The organism is Streptomyces cylindrosporus (assembly GCF_022698165.1).
Taxonomy (GTDB): domain Bacteria; phylum Actinomycetota; class Actinomycetes; order Streptomycetales; family Streptomycetaceae; genus Streptomyces; species Streptomyces cylindrosporus.
This window is the reverse complement of record NZ_JALDAY010000016.1, coordinates 139,874-158,786: the sequence shown is the minus strand read 5'-3', so window position 1 is coordinate 158,786 and position 18,913 is coordinate 139,874. Positions and strand designations below refer to the sequence as shown.

Below are 18,913 nucleotides of genomic sequence, written 5' to 3'. Positions count from 1 at the left end.
CTTTCCGTCGGGCATCACATTCAGCGCCTCAGCCGAAGTAGCCGTCGAACGTCCGCTGGAACTCCCAGTTCGAGTAGCGGTCCCAGTTGACCGACCAGGTCATCAGGCCGCGCAGGGCGGGCCAGGTGCCATGGGTGCCGTACGAGCCGCAGTTCGACTTCTTCGTCAGGCAGTCGAGGGTCTTCACCACCTCCGCGGGGGCCACGTAACCGTTCCCCGCGTTCGTCGACGCCGGCATGCCGATCGCCACCTGGTCCGGGCGCAGGGGCGGGAAGACGTTGTTCGCGTCGCCCGCGACCGGGAAGCCGGTGAGCAGCATGTCGGTCATGGCGATGTGGAAGTCGGCGCCGCCCATGGAGTGGTACTGGTTGTCGAGGCCCATGATCGGGCCCGAGTTGTAGTCCTGGACGTGGAGCAGGGTCAGGTCGTCGCGGAGGGCGTAGATCACCGGGAGGTAGGCGCCGCAGCGCGGGTCCTGGCCGCCCCACTTGCCGGTGCCGTAGTACTGGTAGCCCATCTGTACGAAGAACGTCTCCGGGGCCATGGAGAGCACGAATTTCGTGCCGTACTTCGCCTTCAGGGTCTTCAGCGCCGAGATCAGGTTCACGATCACCGGGGTCTTCGGGTTCTTGAAGTCCGTGTCGTCGGCGTTCAGGGAGAGCGAGTGGCCCTCGAAGTCGATGTCCAGGCCGTCCAGGCCGTAGGTGTCGATGATGGACGAGACCGACGACACGAAGGTGTCCCGGGCCGCGGTCGTGGTCAGCTGGACCTGGCCATTGGCGCCGCCGATGGAGATCAGCACCTTCTTGCCGGCCGCCTGCTTGGCCTTGACCGCCGCCTTGAAGTCGGCGTCCGACTCGACGTTCGGGCACTCCGACACCGGGCAGCGGTTGAAGCGGATGTCCCCCGAGGTGGTGGAGGTCGGCTCGCCGAAGGCCAGGTCGATGACGTCCCAGCTGTCGGGGACGTCGGCCAGGCGCGTGTAGCCGGAGCCGTTGGCGAAGCTCGCGTGGAGGTAGCCGACCAGGGCGTGGGTGGGCAGGTCCGACGATCCGGTGGACCCGGCGGTCGTGGTGGCCGTCACCGCGGCCGACTTCGCGGACTCGCCGGCGTCGTTCACCGCGGTGACCTGGAAGCTGTACGCCGTCGACGGGGACAGTCCGCTCACGGTGGCCGAAGTGCCGCTCGCCGTCTGGACCTTGGTGCCGTCGCGGTAGATCGCGTAGCTCGTGGCGCCGGTGACCGCGCTCCAGGACAGGGCGACCGAGGAGGACGTGACGGTGCCGGCCTTGAGGCCGGTGGGCGCGGCCGGTGGCTGGCCGGTGGAGGCGCCCGGGCCGACCAGGGAGACGTCGTCGGCGTAGTAGGCGCCGGTGCCGTACCAGCCGTGGGTGTAGATGGTCACCTTGGTGGTGGCGGCACCGGTGGTGAAGGTCGTGGTGAGCTTCTGCCAGTCGGGGGCGGACTGGGTCCAGCTGGAGACGTCGGTGGTGCCGGTGCCGGACGCGCCGAGATAGACGTAGGAGCCGCGGACGTAACCGCTCAGCGTGTACTGCGCGTTCGGCTGCACGGTCACGGTCTGCGCGCACTGTGCGTTGTCGCTGCCGGCCGGGGTCGCCTGGAGTGCCGAACTGCCGCTGTGGAGGGGTGAGTTGACGGTCGTACCGGCTGTGCAGGACCAGCCGTCGAGGCCGGACTCGAAGCCTCCGTTGCGCGCCAGGTCCGCGTCGGCCGCACGGGCGGCCGACGAGAGCGCGGTGATGCCGGGCACGGTCAGGAGTACGGCCGTGAGCGCGGCGAGGACGGGTCTGGTGCGTCTTGGGCGGTCCACAAGTACCTCCGGGCATGGGGGAATTGGAGGGGTGGAGCGCACTCAACTTGGTCCAGACCAATCCGGGTTGTCAAGACCTCCCGTCCTCCCCCTCCTCTATGGCCAGCCCCGCCGCCGCCTCGTGCATGGCCAGTTCGAGGAGCGCCGGGTCGGTGAGGGTGCCCGAGCCGTCCGGCGGGACCAGCCAGCGGACCCCGCCGGTGGAGCGGCCCGGGTACGGCACGACGATCCAGGTGCCGGCCCCGGCCGTACGGATCCCGGTGCCTAGCCAGCGGGCCGCCGTGCCGGGCGGCACGAAGAAGCCCATGCGCGCGTCCCCGAAGTCGACCAGCACCGGGCCGGGCTGGTCGATGATCCGGGTGAGCACGTCGAGCGTCGGATAGCCGAGGTCGGCGGGCAGGATGAGCACGTCCCAGGCCTTGCCCGCGGGCAGCAGCGCGACCCCCAGGGGATTGCGTTCCCATTCCCAACGGCAGGCCTCGGGATCGGGAGCTACCGATGCCAGCCACTCGACTGCCGTCTTCGCCCCAGTCATGAGAAGACCTCCCTCTCTGTCGTCGACGCGAGTCGCGTCACGAGGGAGAGGGAGGTCTCCGGCGGGCATTACGCGGGTTTGCAGAACCAATTGCGAGTGAACTGGATCACATCCGACCGGCGCGCCGGTCTCAGCTGTCGAAGCCCAGGCCCAGCTTGTCCATGGTCCGCAGCCACAGGTTGCGCCGGCCGCCGTGCGCGTCCGCGCGGGCCAGCGACCACTTGGTGAGCGCGATGCCGGTCCAGGCGAAGGGCTCGGGCGGGAACGGCAGCGGCTTCTTGCGGACCATTTCGAGCGAGGTGCGCTCGGTCTCCTCGCCGGACAGCAGGTCGAGCATGACGTCGGCCCCGAAGCGGGTGGCGCCGACGCCGAGGCCCGTGTACCCGGCGGCGTACGCGACGTTGCCCTGGTGGGCGGTGCCGAAGAACGCCGAGAAGCGCGAGCAGGTGTCGATCGCGCCGCCCCACGCGTGCGTGAAGCGGACGCCCTCCAGCTGCGGGAAGCAGGTGAAGAAGTGCCCGGCGAGCTTGGCGTACGTCTCCGGTCGGTCGTCGTACTCGCGGCGCACCCGGCCGCCGTACGGGTAGATCGCGTCGTAACCGCCCCACAGGATCCGGTTGTCGGCGGACAGCCGGAAGTAGTGGAACTGGTTCGCAGAGTCCCCGAGGCCCTGGCGGTTCTTCCAGCCGATCGAGGAGAGCTGCTCCGCGCTCAGCGGCTCGGTCATCAGGGCGTAGTCGTAGACCGGGACGGTGTACGCGCGCACCCGCTTGACCAGGTTCGGGAAGATGTTGGTGCCGAGCGCGACCTTGCGGGCGCGGACCGAGCCGTACGGGGTGCGTACGGCCATGCCGGCGCCGTAGGTCTTCAGGGTGAGGGCGGGCGTGTGCTCGTAGACCCGGACGCCGAGGCGCAGGCAGGCGCGCTTGAGGCCCCAGGCGAGCTTGGCGGGGTGGAGCATGGCGACGCCCCGGCGGTCCCACAGACCCGCCTGGAATGTCGGTGAGTCGACTTGTTCCCGTACCGCTTCGGCGTCCAGGAACTCCACGCCCTCGGCGAGGCCCTCGCGCTCCATCTCCTCGTACCAGTCGCGCAGTTCCCAGGCCTGGTACGTCTCGGTCGCCACGTCGATCTCGCCGGTGCGCTCGAAGTCGCAGTCGAGGTCGTGCCGGGCGACCGCCTTCTCGATCTCGTCGAGATTGCGGGCGCCCAGCTCCTGGAGCTTGCGGATCTCCTCCGGCCAGCGGGTCAGGCCGTTGGGCAGGCCGTGGGTGAGGGAGGCGGCGCAGAAGCCGCCGTTGCGGCCGGAGGCGGCCCAGCCCACCTCACGGCCTTCCAGCAGGACGACATCCCGCTGCGGGTCGCGCTCCTTGGCGATGAGCGCGGTCCACAGTCCGCTGTAGCCGCCGCCGACGACCAGCAGGTCGCAGGTCTCGGCGCCGGTGAGCGCGGGCTCGGGGTGGGGCTTGCCGGGGTCTTCGAGCCAGTACGGGACCGGCTGTGCGTCGGAAAGGGACTTCGTCCAGTTGTTGCCACGACTCATGGCGCTTGGGGCCATGATTTCAACTCCCTACCAGGGCTGTGCGGTTATGCCTTCTGCCTGTTGCGGCGATTGCTGATGATCATCGAGGAAAGCACCAACAGTACGGCGACCAGGAACATGGCCGTACCGATGACATTGATCTGAACGGGTGTTCCGCGCTGTGCCGAACCCCAGACGAACATGGGGAAGGTGACGGTCGAGCCCGCGTTGAAATTGGTGATGATGAAATCGTCGAAGGAGAGCGCGAAGGAGAGCAGCGCACCTGCCGCGATTCCGGGGGCCGCGATGGGCAGGGTGACGCGCAGGAAGGTCTGCACCGGGCCGGCGTAGAGGTCCTGGGCGGCCTGTTCCAGGCGCGGGTCCATCGACATCACGCGCGCCTTGACGGCGACGACGACGAAGCTGAGGCAGAACATGATGTGCGCGATGAGAATCGTCCAGAAGCCCAACTGAGCACCCAGGTTGAGGAACAGGGTGAGCAGCGAGGCCGCCATGACCACCTCGGGCATGGCCATCGGCAGGAAGATCAGCGAGTTCACGGAGCCGCGGGCGCGGAAGCGGTAGCGGACCAGGGCGAAGGCGATCATCGTGCCGAGGACGGTCGCGCCGACCGTCGCCCAGAAGGCGATCTGGAGGCTGATGGACAGCGAGCCGCACATGTCGGCGACCCCGCACGGGTCCTTCCAGGCGTCCGTGGAGAACTGCTGCCATTCGTAGTTGAAGCGCCCCTTCGGTTTGTTGAAGGAGAACACCGTGACGACGACGTTCGGCAGCAGCAGATATCCGAGCGTGATCAGTCCCGCGATCACGACGAGATGGCGCTTGAGCCAGTTGACGAAAGGCATTTAGACCAGATCCTCCGTCCCGGCCCGGCGGATGTAGAGGGTGACCATGAGCAGAATCGCGGCCATGAGGATGAAGGAAAGGGCCGCGGCCGTCGGATAGTCCAGGATTCGCAGGAACTGCGTCTGGATGACGTTTCCGATCATGCGGGTGTCGGTCGAGCCGAGGAGTTCCGCGTTGACGTAGTCACCGGCCGCCGGGATGAAGGTGAGCAGGGTGCCGGAGACGACACCGGGCATCGACAGCGGGAAGGTGACCTTGCGGAAGGTCGTGAAGGGCTTGGCGTACAGGTCGCCCGCCGCCTCGTGCAGCCGTCCGTCGATGCGCTCCAGGGAGGTGTAGAGCGGCAGGATCATGAACGGCAGGAAGTTGTACGTCAGACCGCACACCACGGCCAGTGGCGTGGCCAGCACACGGTCGCCGGAGGTCCAGCCGAGGGCGTTGGTGAGGTCCAGGATGTGCAGCGAGTTGAGCGCGCCGACCACCGGGCCGCTGTCCGCGAGGATCGTCTTCCAGGCGAGCGTGCGGATCAGGAAGCTGGTGAAGAACGGCGCGATCACCAGGATCATGATCAGGTTCCGCCAGCGGCCCGCACGGAAGGCGATCAGGTACGCCAGCGGGTAGCCGAGCAGCAGACACAGGATCGTCGCGGCACCGGCGTACAGGATCGAGCGCAGGAACTGCGGCCAGTACTCGGACAGCGCGTCCCAGTAGGTGGCGAAGTGCCAGGTGACCTTGTAGCCCTCCTCCAGGGAGCCCGTCTGCACGGACGTGGAGGCCTGGTAGATCATCGGCAGCGCGAAGAAGACGATCAGCCAGAGCAGACCGGGCAGCAGGAGCAGGTACGGCGTCCAGCGGCCCCTTTTGCGCGGGGGCTTCTTCTCGGGGACCGGCGCCAGGGGTGGCGCCTCGGTGACGGCGGCCATCAGGCGGCGTCCTCCTCGACCTCGGCGACGCCGGCGTCGATGTCCTGGGCCGCGTCGAGGCCGAAGGTGTGCGCCGGGTTCCAGTGCAGGACGACCTCGGCGCCGGGCACCAGGCGGGCGTCCCGGTCGATGTTCTGGGCGTAGACCTCGAACTCGGGGCAGACGGGGCTGTCGATGACGTACTGGGTGGAGACGCCGATGAAGGAGGAGTCGGCGATCTTGCCGGTGATGCGGTTGCGGCCCTCGGAGATCTCGCCCGCGTCGTCGGCGTGGGTGAGGGAGATCTTCTCGGGGCGCACGCCGACCAGCACCTTGCCGCCGGTGGTCGTCGGCGCGGAACATCGCGACTCGGGCAGCACCAGCTTGCCGCCGCCCGCCTTGAGGACGATGTCGTCGCCGCTCTTGGTGTCGACCTCGGCCTCGATCAGGTTGGAGGTGCCGAGGAAGTTGGCGACGAACGTGGTGTTCGGGTTCTCGTAGAGGTCGGTCGGCGAGCCGAGCTGCTCGACGCGGCCCGCGTTCATCACGGCGACCGTGTCGGCCATGGTCATGGCCTCCTCCTGGTCGTGCGTGACGTGGATGAAGGTGATGCCGACCTCGGTCTGGATGCGCTTGAGCTCCAGCTGCATCTGGCGGCGCAGCTTGAGGTCGAGGGCGCCGAGCGGCTCGTCGAGCAGGAGCACCTTGGGGTGGTTGATGAGGGCGCGGGCCACGGCCACTCGCTGCTGCTGGCCGCCGGAGAGCTGGTGCGGCTTCTTGCGCGCCTGCTCGCCGAGCTGGACCAGCTCCAGCATGTCCTCGACCTGCTTCTTCACCGACTTGATGCCGCGCCGGCGCAGGCCGAAGGCGACGTTCTCGAAGATGTCGAGGTGCGGGAAGAGGGCGTACGACTGGAAGACGGTGTTCACCGGCCGCTTGTACGGCGGCAGATGGGTGACCTCCTGGTCGCCCAGGAACACCGTGCCGCTGGTGGGCTCCTCCAGGCCGGCGATCATCCGCAGGGTGGTGGTCTTGCCGCAGCCGGACGCGCCGAGCAGGGCGAAGAAGGAGCCCTGCGGCACGGTCAGGTCCAGCGGGTGTACGGCGGTGAAGGAGCCGTAGGTCTTGCCGATTCCGGAGAGGCGGACGTCGCCGCTGCTGTCTGTGGTCTTCATCCTCGTCACGCCCCTGTGAGCTTTGCGAACTTCTGCTGGTAGGCCGTCTCTTCCTTCGAGCTCAGCGAGCGGAAGGCGTGCGACTTCGCCTGCATGGCCTTGTCGGGAAGGATCAGCGGATTGGTCGCCGCCGACTTGTCGATCTTGGCGAGGTACGGCGCCACGTCCGCGACCGGACTGACGTAGTTGATGTAGGCGGCGAGTTCGGCGGCCGGCTCGGGCTCGTAGTAGTAGTCGATGAGCCGTTCGGCGTTCGTCTTGTGCCGGGCCTTGTTCGGGATCAGCATGTTGTCGGTCGACGTCATGTAGCCGCTGTCGGGGATGACGTAGCCGACGTCCGGGTTGTCCGCCTGCAGCTGGATGATGTCGCCGCCCCAGGCGACGCACGCGGCGAAGTCGCCCTTGGTGAGGTCGGACGTGTAGTCGTTGCCGGTGAAGCGGCGGATCTGGCCCTTGTCGACGGCCTTCTGGAGGCGGGCGATGACGGCGTCGTAGTCATCGTCGGTGAACTTCGCCGGGTCCTTGCCCATGTCGAGCATGGTCATGCCGACGGTGTCGCGCATCTCGGTCAGGAGGCCGACCCGGCCCTTGAGCTTGGGGTTGTCGAGCAGGTCGGAGACCGACTTCACCTCGACGCCGTCGAGCGCCTTCTTGTTGTACGCGACGACCGTGGAGATGCCCTGCCAGACGTACGAGTAGGCGCGTCCCGGGTCCCAGTCGGGACTGCGGAACTGGTCCGAGAGGTTGGCGTAGGCGTGCGGCAGGTTGGACGCGTCCAGTTTCTGGACGTACCCGAGCCGGATCATGCGGGCGGCCAGCCAGTCGGTGAGGACGATCAGGTCCCGGCCGGTGTCCTGGCCGGCGGCGAGCTGCGGCTGGATCTTGCCGAAGAACTCGTCGTTGTCGTTGATGTCCTCGGTGTACTTGACCGTGATGCCGGTCCGTTTGCGGAACTCGTCCAGCGTCGGGTGGCGCTTCTCGCTGTCGTCCACGTCGATGTACTCGGGCCAGTTGGAGAAGTTGACGACCTTCTCCTTGGCCGAGTGGTCGTCGGCGGAGACCCCGCCGCTCGTCTTGCCGGCCGCGGGGATGCCGCAGCCGCTCAGGGTGGCGAGACCGCCGAGGGCGAGTGCGCCGCCCGCGGAGGCACGCAACAGGGACCGGCGGGATGTCGCCGCCGCCCGGCTCTTGTGCAGGCTGCGCCGCATCGCGGCCGCCACGACCGGTGAGAGGCGGTCGGGCTCGTACTGCTCCATGCGCTGATGCCCTTTCGGGAGTGGCGGCCGCGGGTCGGGCGGCCTGCACTGCTTCTATCGGTCCCCGAAGACGGTGCGGTGCCAGTCCTTGCGGACCACCGCGGTGTTGTCGAACATGACGTGCTTGATCTGGGTGTACTCCTCGAAGGAGTACGCGGACATGTCCTTGCCGAAGCCGGACGCCTTGTAGCCCCCGTGGGGCATCTCGCTGATGATCGGGATGTGATCGTTGATCCACACGCAGCCCGCCTTGATCTCGCGGGTGGCGCGGTTCGCCCGGTAGACGTCACGGCTCCAGGCGGAGGCGGCGAGGCCGTACGGGGTGTCGTTGGCGAGCCGGATCCCGTCGTCGTCGCTGTCGAAGGGAAGGACCACCAGCACCGGCCCGAAGATCTCGGACTGCACGATCTCGCTGTCCTGGGCGGCGTCCGCGACCAGGGTGGGGCGATAGTACGCGCCGTTCTTGAGATCTCCCTGAGGAGCCTCGCCGCCGGTCACCACGCGCGCGTAGGAACGCGCCCGCTCGACGAAACCGGCGACGCGGTCGCGCTGGACGTGCGAGATCAGCGGGCCGAGGTCGGTGCCCGCGGCGAAGGGGTCGCCGACCCGGACGGTGTCCATGAGGGCGGCGGTCTGCTCGACGAACGCGTCGTAGAGAGGCCGCTGTACGTACGCGCGCGTGGCGGCCGTGCAGTCCTGGCCGGTGTTGATGAGCGCGCCCGCGACCGCGCCGTTGACGGCGGCCTCCAGGTCGGCGTCGTCGAAGACGACGAAGGGCGCCTTGCCGCCGAGCTCCAGGTGGATGCGCTTGACGGTCGCGGTGGCGACCTCGGCGACGCGCTTGCCGACGGCGGTGGAGCCGGTGAAGGAGGTCATGGCCACGTCGGGATGCCCGACGAGATGCTCACCGGCCTCCTTGCCCGTCCCCGTGACGATGTTGACGACACCGTCCGGGATGCCCGCGTCGGTCGCGGCCTGCGCGAACAGCAGCGAGGTGAGCGGGGTGAGCTCGGCGGGCTTGAGCACGATGGTGTTGCCCGCGGCGATCGCCGGGAGGATCTTCCAGGCGGCCATCTGGAGGGGGTAGTTCCAGGGCGCGATCGACCCGACGACCCCGATGGGTTCACGACGGACGTACGAGGTGTGGTCGCCGGAGTACTCCCCCGCCGACTGCCCCTGCAGATGCCGGGCGGCACCCGCGAAGAAGGCGATGTTGTCGATGGTCCCCGGCACGTCGAACTCGCGCGTCAGCTTCAGCGGCTTGCCGCACTGAAGGGACTCGGCGCGGGCGAACTCCTCGGCGCGGTCGGCGAGCACGGCGGCGAAGCGGTGCAGCGCGTCCGAGCGCTCGCCCGGGGTCGCGCCCGCCCAGCCGGGGAAGGCCGCCCGGGCCGCGGCGACGGCCGCGTCCACGTCGTCGGTTCCGGCCAGCTCGTACGTGTACACGTCCTCGCCGGTCGCGGGATCGACGACCGCGAAGCTGCGGCCCGAGGTGCCCTTGGCCGGGCGGCCCGCGATGAACTGCGCGCCGTCCGCGAAGCGCTCCTGCGCCGGGAATCGTTCCGGGGTGGCGGTGCCCGGGTTCTGCATGTCGCTCTCCTCCGCCTTCGCCCCGCTGCTCCATGGGGGCGGGTGGCGTAGCTCCAGCTCGATTTGAGTGCCGATCCTGACAGAGCAAAGGGACTCCTACAAGTGATTCCGTTGTTGCCTTTCGGTTACGCGACGGAATCTGTCGACCAGGTGTCGAGTGAGCATGGAAAAGGGGGGACGGAGTGTCAGTGGTGCCTGCCAGACTCGCGTGCATGGAGAGGATCACGGGGAAGATCGACTCGCGGGAAGCGCTGGTCAGCGCGGTCCGCGAGGGGCTGAAGGTCAAGTATCTGTACTTCTGGGGGCACCGCGCGCGACCGGACGGGCGGGTGGGGCCGAGCTGTCTGAGCCAGTGGTGGCCGTCACCGTTCGTGGTGGACGGGGTGACCTATGGGACGGCCGAGCACTGGATGATGGCGCGGAAAGCGCGGCTGTTCGGCGACGCGGAGGCGGAGGCACGCGCGCTGGCCGCGGGGCACCCCTCCCTCGCCAAGAAGGCGGGGCGGCTGGTGCGCGGCTTCGACGAGGAGATATGGCGGCGGGAGCGGTTCCGGATCGTCGTCGAGGGCAGCGTGCACAAGTTCGCGGCCCACCCCGAGCTGCGGGAGTTCCTGCTGAACACCGGGGACCGGGTGCTGGTGGAGGCGAGCCCCGTGGACCGGGTGTGGGGCATCGGCCTCGCCGCGGACGACGAGGCCGCGGCGGATCCGGAGCGCTGGCGGGGGCCGAACCTGCTGGGGTTCGCGCTGATGGAGGCGCGGGCTCAGCTCTCGGCGAGCAGCGGGGCCGAGACGCTGGGCGCGGAGTTGTAGTAGGGGTCGTAGTCCGAGCCGTCGTCGCTGTCGTTGATCGCGAGCACGATCCCGACGATCACCAGGGCGATCATGGCGAGGCTCAGGATGATCCCGATGATGCCGGTGATGAAGCCGGCCTGCGCCTGGCCGCGGTTGGTGGCCTCGCCGCGGTCGGCCCGCCGCTTGCCCTTGATCCCGAAGATCACGGCGAGGATGCCGAGGACGAGACCGAAGACGCCGTAGAAGCAGAAGAGGCAGCAGGAGACGATGCCGAGCACCATCGCCGAGGTGCCCATGCCGTTCTGCGGGGGCGGCTGCATACCGGGCCAGCCGTAGCCCTGCGGGTAGGCGGGGTAGCCGTATCCGCCGGGCGGCGGGGGCCCCTGGGGCGCGGGGCCGCCGGGAGCCGTCGGCGGGGGCGGTACGGCGGACTCGGCCCAGCCGTTCTGGGGGGCGCCGTAGGGAGGGGTGCCGTAGCCGGGAGCGGGGGCGCCCGGATAGCCGTAACCCGGGGTGGCCGCACCGGGCGCACCCGTGCCGGGCGGGGCGAAGCCGTCGGACGGCGGTACGGAGGTCACGGTGGCCTGGTCGTGCATGGACGGCGGCTGCCCGGCGGGCTGCTGCGAGGCGGGCGACTGGGCCTGCGAGTAGGGCTGCTGATCCTGCGGAGCGGCCGGCTGGGCGCCCTTCTCCAGCGAGGTCTTCCGCTCCGGCGGCGCCCACGGATCCTGCTCGGGCGCACCCCCACCCGGCTGTGTCTGCTCCGCCACGTCACTGTCCCCCTCAGTCGTTCGTCACGCCATGTTAAAGCCTGGGCCTGGCACCACCACTGCCTGCACCCCCCTCGGACGATCTGCCTACCATGACCCCGATTCACCGATCAGCCGATCACCCGGGGAGAACCCTTGCGCACCCAAGACCCGCACGCCTTCATCGCCGGCCTGCCGAAAGCCGAACTCCACGTCCACCACGTCGGCTCCGCCTCCCCCCGCATCGTCTCGGAACTGGCCGCCCGCCACCCCGACTCCAAGGTCCCCACCGACCCCGAGGCCCTGGTCGACTACTTCACCTTCACGGACTTCGCCCACTTCATCGAGGTGTACCTGTCCGTCGTCGACCTGATCCGCACCCCGGAGGACGTCCGGCTGCTGACGTACGAGGTGGCGCGGGACCTGGCCCGGCAGCAGGTGCGCTACGCCGAGCTGACCATCACGCCCTGGTCCTCGACCCGCCGCAACATCGACGAGCTGGCATTCATGGCCGCGATCGAGGACGCCCGCAAGGCGGCCGAGGCCGAGTTCGGGACCGTGCTGCGCTGGTGCTTCGACATTCCGGGCGAGGCCGGCCTGGAGGCCGCGGAGGAGACGGCGCGGCTGGCGACGGACGACAGGGTGCGGCCCGAGGGGCTGGTCTCGTTCGGGCTCGGCGGGCCGGAGATCGGCGTACCGCGGCCGCAGTTCAAGCCGTACTTCGACCGGGCGATCGCGGCCGGCCTGCGCTCGGTGCCGCACGCCGGGGAGACCACCGGCCCGGAGACGGTGTGGGACGCCCTGACGCATCTGCGCGCCGAGCGCATCGGGCACGGCACGAACTCCTTCCAGGACCCGAGGCTGCTGGAGCACCTGGCCGAGCGGCGGATCCCGCTGGAGGTCTGCCCGACCTCCAACATCGCCACGCGCGCGGTCCGCACCCTCGACGAGCACCCGGTCAAGGAGTTCGTGAAGGCCGGGATCCTGGTGACGATCAACTCCGACGACCCGCCGATGTTCGGCACCGACCTGAACAACGAGTACGCGGTCGCCGCCCGCCTCCTCGACCTCGACGAGCAGGGCCTCGCGGCCCTCGCGAAGAACGCGGTCGACGCCTCCTTCCTCGACGAGGCGGGCAAGGCCCGTATCAGGGACGAGATCGACACGTACACCGCGGGCTGGCTCGCCCCCTGACACGAGCACGATCGGCACCAGCACAATGGGCGCCATGCAGAACGTGACCGCCGTGGCCCACCGCGGCGACCCCTACCGCGTCCGCGAGAACACGATCGGCTCGCTGCGGTCCGCGCTCGAACAGGGCGCGGACGCAGTGGAGATCGACGTACGGCTCACCCGGGACGGTGTCCCGGTGCTGCTGCACGACGAGACGCTGGAGCGGCTGTGGGGGCACGAACGCCCCCTCGTCTCCCTGTCGGCGGCCGAGGTGCGCGGCCTCACGGACGGCGGGGTGCCGACGCTGGCCGAGGCGCTGGCCGCGACCGACGGCTGCCGCCTGATGATCGACCTGCCCGGCACCTCGGACGTGAAGGGGGCCCGCCGGGTGGTGGGCGCCGTGCGCGAGGCCGGGGCGCGGGACCGCGTCTACTACTGCGCGGGCGCCACGGAGATGCTCGCGGTCCGGGGCGCCGACCCGTCCGCCGAGATCGCCCTGACCCGCACCACCCTGGCCCCGGCCCGCCCCGCGCTCCTGGAGGCGATCCGCCCCCGCTGGCTCAACTTCCGCTTCTCCCTGCTCGACCACGACCTCACGGCCCACGTCCACCGCTCCGGCTATCTGGTCTCGGCCTGGACCCCCGACACCCGCCGCTCGCTGCGCCGCCTCCTCGGCCTGGGAGTCGACTCGATCACCACGAACCGCGTCGACCTGCTGTGCGCCCTGCGCAAGGCCGGTTAGACGCGGGAGTGTTGGAGCACGGTCGCCGGGTCGGAGGGCGTCGCCCGGGTGACGTACTGCGGTACCGGGGTGTCGTCCTTGCCGGTGTCGCGGACCAGGCCGTAGCGGATGGCGCCCTGGGCGGGGCCGGTGGTGATGTCCTTCTCCGCCGCGTCCCAGCTGCTCGGGAAGACGGCGAGGCCGTAGTCGGCGCCGCGTTCGTTCACGGTGAGGGTGACCGTGCCGTCGAGGTAGAAGTACTCGTTCTGCCACATCTGCTGGGTGCCGGCGGGCAGGACGTCGTAGCCCGTGGTCGTGCTGCCCATGCCGGTGGCGGTGGGGTCCGTCGCGCTGACCGGGTCGTCCATGCGGCGGCCGCCGCCCGAGGCCACGTGGAAGAGCTTGCCCTTCAGGCCGGTCCAGGCGGGCGGGACCAGGCTGCCGGAGCGGGACGACGGGGTGATCTGCCAGCGGACCAGGACATAGCCCCGGCCGGTGAGGGTCACGCTGTCGCCGCGGTGGTTCATGACGGCGTGCGCCCCGCCGGTGCTGGTGATGCCGGACTCCGGGCGGTGCGGCAGCGCGGCGGGCGGGGTGTCCGGGTCCGGTGCCGTGTCCACGGCGTCGACGACACTGCCGTACAGCTCGGTCTTCTTCGTCGGTGACGGTGACGGGGACGGGGAGGGCGGCGGTGAGGTCGTGGCGGTGGCGGGCGGTGCGCGGTGGGTGCTCGCGGCCGTGGGGGTGACCGTGGCGCGCGGGGGCGAGGGGTCGGCGGGCCGGGTGACGACGTACGCGCCGCCCGCGACGATCGTCGCGCCCGCCGTGACGGCGACGGCGGGCTTGGTCAGGACGCCGAGCAGCTTCGCGGACCAGCCGGCCGAGGTGGCGGCCGCGGCCGTCTTGGCGCCGAAGGCCAGCGAGAGCGTGAAGCCGGCGGGCAGCGGCACCAGCGCGAGGCCGACGAGCAGGCGCTCGGCCGGTACGACGGACTCGCGCGCGTCGCCGCAGTAGGCGCAGCCCCGGATGTGCCGGGCCAGGCGCTTGCGCCAGACCGAGTCGGGGCGGCCGTCCCAGCGGCCGGTCAGCTCCCGCAGCCCGGGGCAGGCGCCGTCCAGCGCGCGCACGATCCCGCGCGCGGTCTCCAGTCGCTCCTTCATCCGCTGGACGCGGACCGCCGCGTGCTGCCGGCTGATGCCGACCGCGTCGGCCAGCTCGCGCCGGGTCAGCTCCCCCGCGACCTCCAGCCACCACAGCGACAGCAGTTGCCGGTCCTCGTCGTCCAGCCAGCGCACCGCCTCCGCGACCTCGCGCCGCTGGCCCTCCAACTGGAGCCGCAGCACGGTGAGTTCGGCGAAGTCGGCGGCCTCGCGGGCCGCGCTCTCGTCCAGCTGCTGCGGGGACCTGCGGCGCGCCCGGTCCCGTATCTGCCGCATCGCGATGGCCATCAGCCAGGACCGGAAGCTGTCCGGGTCGCGCAGCGAACCGAGGTTGTCGACCGCGCGCAGCATGGTCTCCTGGACGACGTCGTCGACGTCCGCGTGCCCGTTCAGGGCGCGGCCGACGACGTTGTAGACCAGCGGCAGCCAGCCGGCGACCAGCTCGTCCAGCGCCTGCCGGTCACCGGCCTGCGCCGCGGTGATGGTGGCACGCCAGTGCCGTCCGGTCTCGGCATACGTCCTCATGCCCGCACCCTCTCAGCCGGGCCCCCGCGGTTGGCAATGTCGGAGATCACACCTCCGGTGACGGCGGGGGCGGCCTCGCGATAACACTTTTTCGGCACGGACCTGCCCCACCCGTAGGGGTGAACCCTCACAACTCCCTTGCGCTGTAGGGGATTTGTTCCGGGTCCGGTCGGGGTGCCGTCCCCTCCCCGCCGACGATCCGCGGGTGCCTCGACCGCCTCAGGATGATCTACGACATCCAGCGCGACGCCTCCCAGGAGCAGCCCATGCGCCCCCGCACCCCGACCGTCCTCGCCGCCACCGTGGCCCTCGCCCTGACCGCGGGCCCCCTGGCCGCACCGGCCCTCGCCGTACCCGCGCCCGCCTCGGCCCGCACCACGACCGCCCCCGACGCCAGCGCCCTGCGCGCCGCGATCGCCGGGATCCCCGACGCCGACGCCACTGCCGCGCTGGTCAGGGTCGGCGGCACGGCGGGCAGTTGGCGCGGCAGCGCGGGCGTGCACGACCTGGCGAGCGGCACGGCGGCCGACCCCGACGCCCGCTTCCGGGCCGGTTCCACGACGAAGGTGGTGACGGCGGCGGCCGTACTGAAGCTGGCGGCACAAGGCCGGATCGACCTCGGCACACCGGTCCAGCACTACCTCCCCGGCCTGCTCACCCGCGCCTTCGAGCCCGTCACCGTACGGCAGTTGCTGAACCACACCAGCGGCATCCAGCCGGGCGACGGCTGGGGCGACACCTTCGAGGAGCAGTACGCGCACCGCTTCGACACGCTCACCCCGCGGCAGGTGGTGGCGTCCGCGGTGGCCAAGGGCCCCGAGTTCCGGCCCGGCACACAGCAGGACTACCTCAACATCAACTACACGGTCCTCGGCCTGCTGATCGAGAAGGTGACGGGACGCCCGTACGCCGACGAGGTCGCCCGTCTCGTGCTGCGCCCGGCCGGCATGCGGGACACGTACTTCCCCGGCACCGATCCCCGCATCCGGGGCCCGCACAACCACGGCTACCAGGCGGTGCGGCGGGCGGACGGGACGACCGAACTGGTCGACGTGACCGACTGGAACCAGGCGGACCGGTTCGCGGCCGGCGACATGATCTCCACGACCGCCGATCTGCAACGGCTCGTGACGGCGCTGTTCGGGGGCCGGATCGTGCCGCCCGGGCCGGAGTTGGAGGAGATGTTCACGGTACCGGCCGGCATCGAGGGGGCCACCTACAGCGCGGGGTTCCAGCGGTTCGAGCTGGACGGGGAGGTGTACTGGTTCAAGTCGGGGGCGCGGTACGGCTACAGCACGGCGGTCGGCGGGAGCCGGGACCTGCGCCGGACCCTGGTCTACTCCGTCAACTCGACCGACTCGAAGAGCGAGGACATGAACAAGGTGGCCGAGCGGATCGTGCTCGCCGCGCTCAAGTAGCGAGCGCCGGGGCGGGGTTCGGGGTGGTCAGGGTTTCCAGGCGCTTGATCTTGCGCCGGACGACGTACAGCGGGAGCACGCCGAACACCCCGAACGACATGTCGATCACCGACCACCAGAAGGGGATCCCGCGGATCGGGCCGCAGATCAGCGCGAGCGGGATGATGCCGGCGCAGGCGATCATCGCGAACTCGACGGCCCAGATGTTGCGGACGGGGTCGCGGTAGGGGCCGTAGAAGGCGACCGCGATGACGAGGTGGGCGAAGGCGAGCCAGTCCGTGCCGTAGAGCAGGAAGGGGTAGTCGGTGTCGGCGGTGTCGAGGCCGCGCCGGACGCGCTCGATCCACTCCATGAGCGCGGGCAGGTGCTCCGGCACGGACAGCCACCTGAGCAGGTCCTCGGTCCAGCGAAGTTCGTGGACCAGGGGGAAGGCCGTGGCGCCGCTGAGCACCAGGCAGACGACGAACAGGACCAGCCAGGCGCGGATGCCCTTCAGCAGGGCGGCTCTGTCGCTCATGGCGGCAGCGTACGCCTGTTTCTGAACGCGTTCAAAACTCCTTTCAGGGGCGGTCCGCGGTGGTCGAGGGCCGGGCGGAGGGCGCCTGGCTCGACGCCGTCGACGGCCGGGTGGTCCGGGTGGACGAGGTGGTCGGGGTGGTGGTCGGGGCGGTCGGGGTCGGGGAACGCACGCCGGGGACCGCGGTGGCGGACCTGTCGGGGGCGGCGCTGTCGCTCGGCGCCTTCGTGGGGACCGAGTCCTGGGAGGAGACGGAGGGGCTGGGCACGGCCGAGGGGCTGCTCGCGGGCGGCGGGGCGAGCGGGACGGTCGGCGCGCCGGGGGTGTCGGAGGCCGTGAGCCGCAGCGGCAGGATGACGAGGGCCGCGACGCCGCAGGTCAGGGCGGCACCGGCCGCGGCGCGCAGGAGCCGGCGGCGGGCGGCGCCGCGGCGGATCGCCTCGTAGCGGCCGGCGGGCGGGCCCAGGTACTCGGCCGGCGGGCGCAGGATGACGGTGAGGGGGTCCTCGGGGTCGTGGTCCGGGCCCTCGTCAGAGTGTGTGATCAAGGCTTCTCCTCAGGTGGGCGCGGAGCAGTTCGCGGGCCGTGTGGAGGTCGGCCTTGACGGTTCCTTCCTTGCGTCCGGTGAGCACGGACACCTCCCGGATCGGCATGTCAGCGTAGTAGTGCAGCAGGATCGGGACCCGCAGGCGTTCGGGCAGGGACTGCACGAGGAGTCGTACCGAAGGATCCGTCTGTTCTGCGTGCGGGGCCACCGCGGCCTCCGTCGTCGCCCGGCGCACGGCCCGGCGCTCGCGCTCCAGTTTGCGCCAGTGGTCCCGGACGAGGTTGGCCGCGGTGACGTACAGGAAGCCGCGCGGTTCCGCGACGGACGTCCAGCGGGCCCACAGGCGGGTGAACGCCTCCGAGGCGATCTCGTGGGCCGTCTCGTCGTCGTCGACGAGACGGCGGCACCAGCCGGCGAGACGCGGGTAGAGGGCGGCGAACAGTTCGGACGCTGCCTTCTCGCGGGACCGTTTCAAGGTTCTCCAGGTGGGGGGTGGGGCGCTCGTAGGGGTAGAGCCCGGACCGTCGGCGTACGTTCCGTCGGTCCGGGATCCGGACGGCGGCTCAGTGCTTCGCGGCCGCCGATCCGAGCGTCGCGAAGACGATCACATTGTCCTGATAGCCGTCACCGGTGCGCGGGCCGCCGCAGGTGATGAGCCGCAGCTCCGGCCGGTCGACGTTCCCGTACACCTCACCCGTGGGGAACTCGGCCTTGGCCACCGTCTCCACCCTCGTGACGGCGAACTCCGCAGCCTTGCCGTTGGCCAGGCGCACCTCGATCCTCGCGCCCTGCTCGAGGTCGGCCAGGTGCCGGAAGACTCCGTCCCCGTAGGCGCCGACCGTGACATGGCCGAGGATCACCGACGGGCCGGTCTGCCCCGGCGTCGGGGAGTGCTCGTACCAGCCCGCCCGGTCGTGCGCCGCGATCGGCGGCACCTGCACGCTGCCGTCCCCGGCCAGGCCCAGCTTCATCACCGGGGTGTCGACCCCGATGGCCGGTATCCGGAGCCCGACCGGGACCGATCGCCCCACCGTCGGCACCGACTTGGCGGCGGGCGGAGGCGTGGCCGAGGTGGACGGCCGGCTCGCGGAACTCCCGGTCGTGGCGCCGGTGCCGCCGCAGCCGGCGAGCAGCGCGGCCAGGGCGACCGCGGCGAGGGCGCGCCCGGGCAGCCGGCTCATGCCCCGTTCGCCCGCCGGCGGCGCACGAGGACGACGGCGCCGCCGCCGAGGACGAGGGCCGCACCGGCGCCCCCGCCCACCAGGGCGCCGGTGTCGGAGGAGTCCGAGGAGGTGGGCGCCACACCGGTGTCGGGCGCTCCGCTCGGCACGACGGAGACCTGGCCGGACGGCACCCGGGTCGGCTCGGTGGTGGGGGTGCGCGCCTCGCTCGGGGCGGGGCTGGGCGCCTTGGTGGCGGCCCGGCTCGGAACGGCGGTCGGGGCCGGGGACGTCCCGTCGGCGAACGCGGGCAGCGCGCCCGCCAGTACGGCCGTGCAGGCGAGGGCCAGGGCACTGAAGCCGGTTCGGCGCATGAATCGCTCTCTTTCGTCGGCCCGCCGGTGGTCGGCCGGCGGGCTGTGTCATTGATCGAGCGGAGAGACGAGACAGCCGGGACACAGGTTGTAAAGA

The 18,913-nt window shown here is 70.7% G+C and carries 19 protein-coding genes; 4 read left to right on the top strand and 15 right to left on the bottom strand.

The annotated features are described in order from the left end of the window. Positions 1-28: 28 nt before the first annotated feature. From MQP27_RS42885 to MQP27_RS42850, 8 genes are all read right to left on the bottom strand, one after another. Positions 29-1,831 (bottom strand): chitinase, encoded by a 1,803-nt coding sequence (locus tag MQP27_RS42885; protein ID WP_242775755.1) that lies wholly within the window; start codon positions 1,829-1,831, stop codon positions 29-31. Positions 1,832-1,901: 70 nt separating this feature from the next. Next, the gene (locus MQP27_RS42880; protein WP_242775753.1) at positions 1,902-2,366 is read right to left on the bottom strand and encodes a bifunctional DNA primase/polymerase; all 465 of its coding nucleotides are present in this window, start codon (positions 2,364-2,366) and stop codon (positions 1,902-1,904) included. A gap of 130 nt (positions 2,367-2,496) precedes the next feature. Continuing rightward, positions 2,497-3,924 (bottom strand): NAD(P)/FAD-dependent oxidoreductase, encoded by a 1,428-nt coding sequence (locus tag MQP27_RS42875; RefSeq protein WP_242775751.1) that lies wholly within the window; start codon positions 3,922-3,924, stop codon positions 2,497-2,499. Positions 3,925-3,953: 29 nt separating this feature from the next. Further along, positions 3,954-4,754, bottom strand: coding sequence for an ABC transporter permease (locus MQP27_RS42870; RefSeq protein WP_242775749.1), 801 nt, complete (start codon positions 4,752-4,754; stop codon positions 3,954-3,956). After that, positions 4,755-5,678 (bottom strand): ABC transporter permease, encoded by a 924-nt coding sequence (locus MQP27_RS42865; protein WP_242775748.1) that lies wholly within the window; start codon positions 5,676-5,678, stop codon positions 4,755-4,757. Further along, the gene (locus MQP27_RS42860; RefSeq protein ID WP_242775747.1) at positions 5,678-6,841 is read right to left on the bottom strand and encodes an ABC transporter ATP-binding protein; all 1,164 of its coding nucleotides are present in this window, start codon (positions 6,839-6,841) and stop codon (positions 5,678-5,680) included. The genes MQP27_RS42865 and MQP27_RS42860 overlap by 1 nt, the downstream gene beginning before the upstream one ends. Continuing rightward, positions 6,838-8,088 (bottom strand): ABC transporter substrate-binding protein, encoded by a 1,251-nt coding sequence (locus MQP27_RS42855; RefSeq protein WP_242775745.1) that lies wholly within the window; start codon positions 8,086-8,088, stop codon positions 6,838-6,840. Before MQP27_RS42855 ends, MQP27_RS42860 begins: the two co-directional genes overlap by 4 nt. A gap of 54 nt (positions 8,089-8,142) precedes the next feature. Continuing rightward, entirely contained in the window at positions 8,143-9,678 is a 1,536-nt protein-coding gene (locus MQP27_RS42850) for a gamma-aminobutyraldehyde dehydrogenase (protein WP_242775744.1), read from the bottom strand. A gap of 212 nt (positions 9,679-9,890) precedes the next feature. On the opposite strand from MQP27_RS42850, the gene ybiA reads away from it, so the two are divergent. Further along, positions 9,891-10,490: a riboflavin biosynthesis intermediates N-glycosidase gene (gene ybiA / locus MQP27_RS42845; protein WP_242775742.1), complete on the top strand. Its 600-nt coding sequence runs from the start codon at positions 9,891-9,893 to the stop codon at positions 10,488-10,490. On the opposite strand, the gene MQP27_RS42840 is transcribed toward ybiA, so the two are convergent. Then, positions 10,442-11,242, bottom strand: coding sequence for a DUF4190 domain-containing protein (locus MQP27_RS42840; RefSeq protein WP_242775740.1), 801 nt, complete (start codon positions 11,240-11,242; stop codon positions 10,442-10,444). The genes ybiA and MQP27_RS42840 overlap by 49 nt on opposite strands. 135 nt (positions 11,243-11,377) lie before the next feature. Between MQP27_RS42840 and MQP27_RS42835 the strand changes: the two genes are divergently transcribed. Next, positions 11,378-12,415: an adenosine deaminase gene (locus MQP27_RS42835; RefSeq protein ID WP_278197203.1), complete on the top strand. Its 1,038-nt coding sequence runs from the start codon at positions 11,378-11,380 to the stop codon at positions 12,413-12,415. A gap of 34 nt (positions 12,416-12,449) precedes the next feature. Next, positions 12,450-13,136 (top strand): glycerophosphodiester phosphodiesterase, encoded by a 687-nt coding sequence (locus MQP27_RS42830; RefSeq protein WP_242775738.1) that lies wholly within the window; start codon positions 12,450-12,452, stop codon positions 13,134-13,136. On the opposite strand, the gene MQP27_RS42825 is transcribed toward MQP27_RS42830, so the two are convergent. Further along, entirely contained in the window at positions 13,133-14,800 is a 1,668-nt protein-coding gene (locus MQP27_RS42825) for an RNA polymerase sigma factor (RefSeq protein WP_242775736.1), read from the bottom strand. The two genes, MQP27_RS42830 and MQP27_RS42825, sit on opposite strands and share 4 nt — an antisense overlap. A 266-nt stretch (positions 14,801-15,066) precedes the next feature. Between MQP27_RS42825 and MQP27_RS42820 the strand changes: the two genes are divergently transcribed. Continuing rightward, positions 15,067-16,218 carry a serine hydrolase domain-containing protein gene (locus MQP27_RS42820; protein ID WP_242775977.1) on the top strand — a complete coding sequence of 384 codons (1,152 nt, stop codon included), beginning with the start codon at positions 15,067-15,069 and terminating at the stop codon, positions 16,216-16,218. On the opposite strand, the gene MQP27_RS42815 is transcribed toward MQP27_RS42820, so the two are convergent. The 5 genes from MQP27_RS42815 to MQP27_RS42795 all read right to left on the bottom strand — a co-directional run bounded on the left by MQP27_RS42815 (position 16,211) and on the right by MQP27_RS42795 (position 18,816). Beyond that, a complete protein-coding gene (locus tag MQP27_RS42815) occupies positions 16,211-16,735 on the bottom strand; it encodes a hypothetical protein (protein ID WP_242775734.1) in 525 nt (174 codons plus the stop codon). The genes MQP27_RS42820 and MQP27_RS42815 overlap by 8 nt on opposite strands. A 43-nt stretch (positions 16,736-16,778) precedes the next feature. Beyond that, a complete protein-coding gene (locus MQP27_RS42810) occupies positions 16,779-17,282 on the bottom strand; it encodes a hypothetical protein (RefSeq protein ID WP_242775732.1) in 504 nt (167 codons plus the stop codon). Beyond that, positions 17,266-17,757, bottom strand: coding sequence for an RNA polymerase sigma factor (locus MQP27_RS42805; protein ID WP_242775731.1), 492 nt, complete (start codon positions 17,755-17,757; stop codon positions 17,266-17,268). Before MQP27_RS42805 ends, MQP27_RS42810 begins: the two co-directional genes overlap by 17 nt. An 88-nt stretch (positions 17,758-17,845) precedes the next feature. Beyond that, positions 17,846-18,463: a class F sortase gene (locus MQP27_RS42800; RefSeq protein ID WP_242775730.1), complete on the bottom strand. Its 618-nt coding sequence runs from the start codon at positions 18,461-18,463 to the stop codon at positions 17,846-17,848. Next, positions 18,460-18,816, bottom strand: coding sequence for a GVDTG sorting domain-containing protein (locus tag MQP27_RS42795; protein WP_242775729.1), 357 nt, complete (start codon positions 18,814-18,816; stop codon positions 18,460-18,462). Before MQP27_RS42795 ends, MQP27_RS42800 begins: the two co-directional genes overlap by 4 nt. Positions 18,817-18,913 lie beyond the last annotated feature (97 nt).

Coding starts and splice junctions, on each gene's coding strand:
- MQP27_RS42880 (WP_242775753.1), bottom strand. CDS start 2,366: ATGACTGGGGCGAAGACGGCAGTCGAGTGGCTGGCATCGGTAGCTCCC.
- MQP27_RS42875 (WP_242775751.1), bottom strand. CDS start 3,924: ATGGCCCCAAGCGCCATGAGTCGTGGCAACAACTGGACGAAGTCCCTT.
- MQP27_RS42870 (WP_242775749.1), bottom strand. CDS start 4,754: ATGCCTTTCGTCAACTGGCTCAAGCGCCATCTCGTCGTGATCGCGGGA.
- MQP27_RS42865 (WP_242775748.1), bottom strand. CDS start 5,678: ATGGCCGCCGTCACCGAGGCGCCACCCCTGGCGCCGGTCCCCGAGAAG.
- MQP27_RS42855 (WP_242775745.1), bottom strand. CDS start 8,088: ATGGAGCAGTACGAGCCCGACCGCCTCTCACCGGTCGTGGCGGCCGCG.
- MQP27_RS42850 (WP_242775744.1), bottom strand. CDS start 9,678: ATGCAGAACCCGGGCACCGCCACCCCGGAACGATTCCCGGCGCAGGAG.
- ybiA (WP_242775742.1), top strand. CDS start 9,891: ATGGAGAGGATCACGGGGAAGATCGACTCGCGGGAAGCGCTGGTCAGC.
- MQP27_RS42830 (WP_242775738.1), top strand. CDS start 12,450: ATGCAGAACGTGACCGCCGTGGCCCACCGCGGCGACCCCTACCGCGTC.
- MQP27_RS42825 (WP_242775736.1), bottom strand. CDS start 14,800: ATGAGGACGTATGCCGAGACCGGACGGCACTGGCGTGCCACCATCACC.
- MQP27_RS42820 (WP_242775977.1), top strand. CDS start 15,067: ATGCGCCCCCGCACCCCGACCGTCCTCGCCGCCACCGTGGCCCTCGCC.
- MQP27_RS42815 (WP_242775734.1), bottom strand. CDS start 16,735: ATGAGCGACAGAGCCGCCCTGCTGAAGGGCATCCGCGCCTGGCTGGTC.
- MQP27_RS42800 (WP_242775730.1), bottom strand. CDS start 18,463: ATGAGCCGGCTGCCCGGGCGCGCCCTCGCCGCGGTCGCCCTGGCCGCG.
- MQP27_RS42795 (WP_242775729.1), bottom strand. CDS start 18,816: ATGCGCCGAACCGGCTTCAGTGCCCTGGCCCTCGCCTGCACGGCCGTA.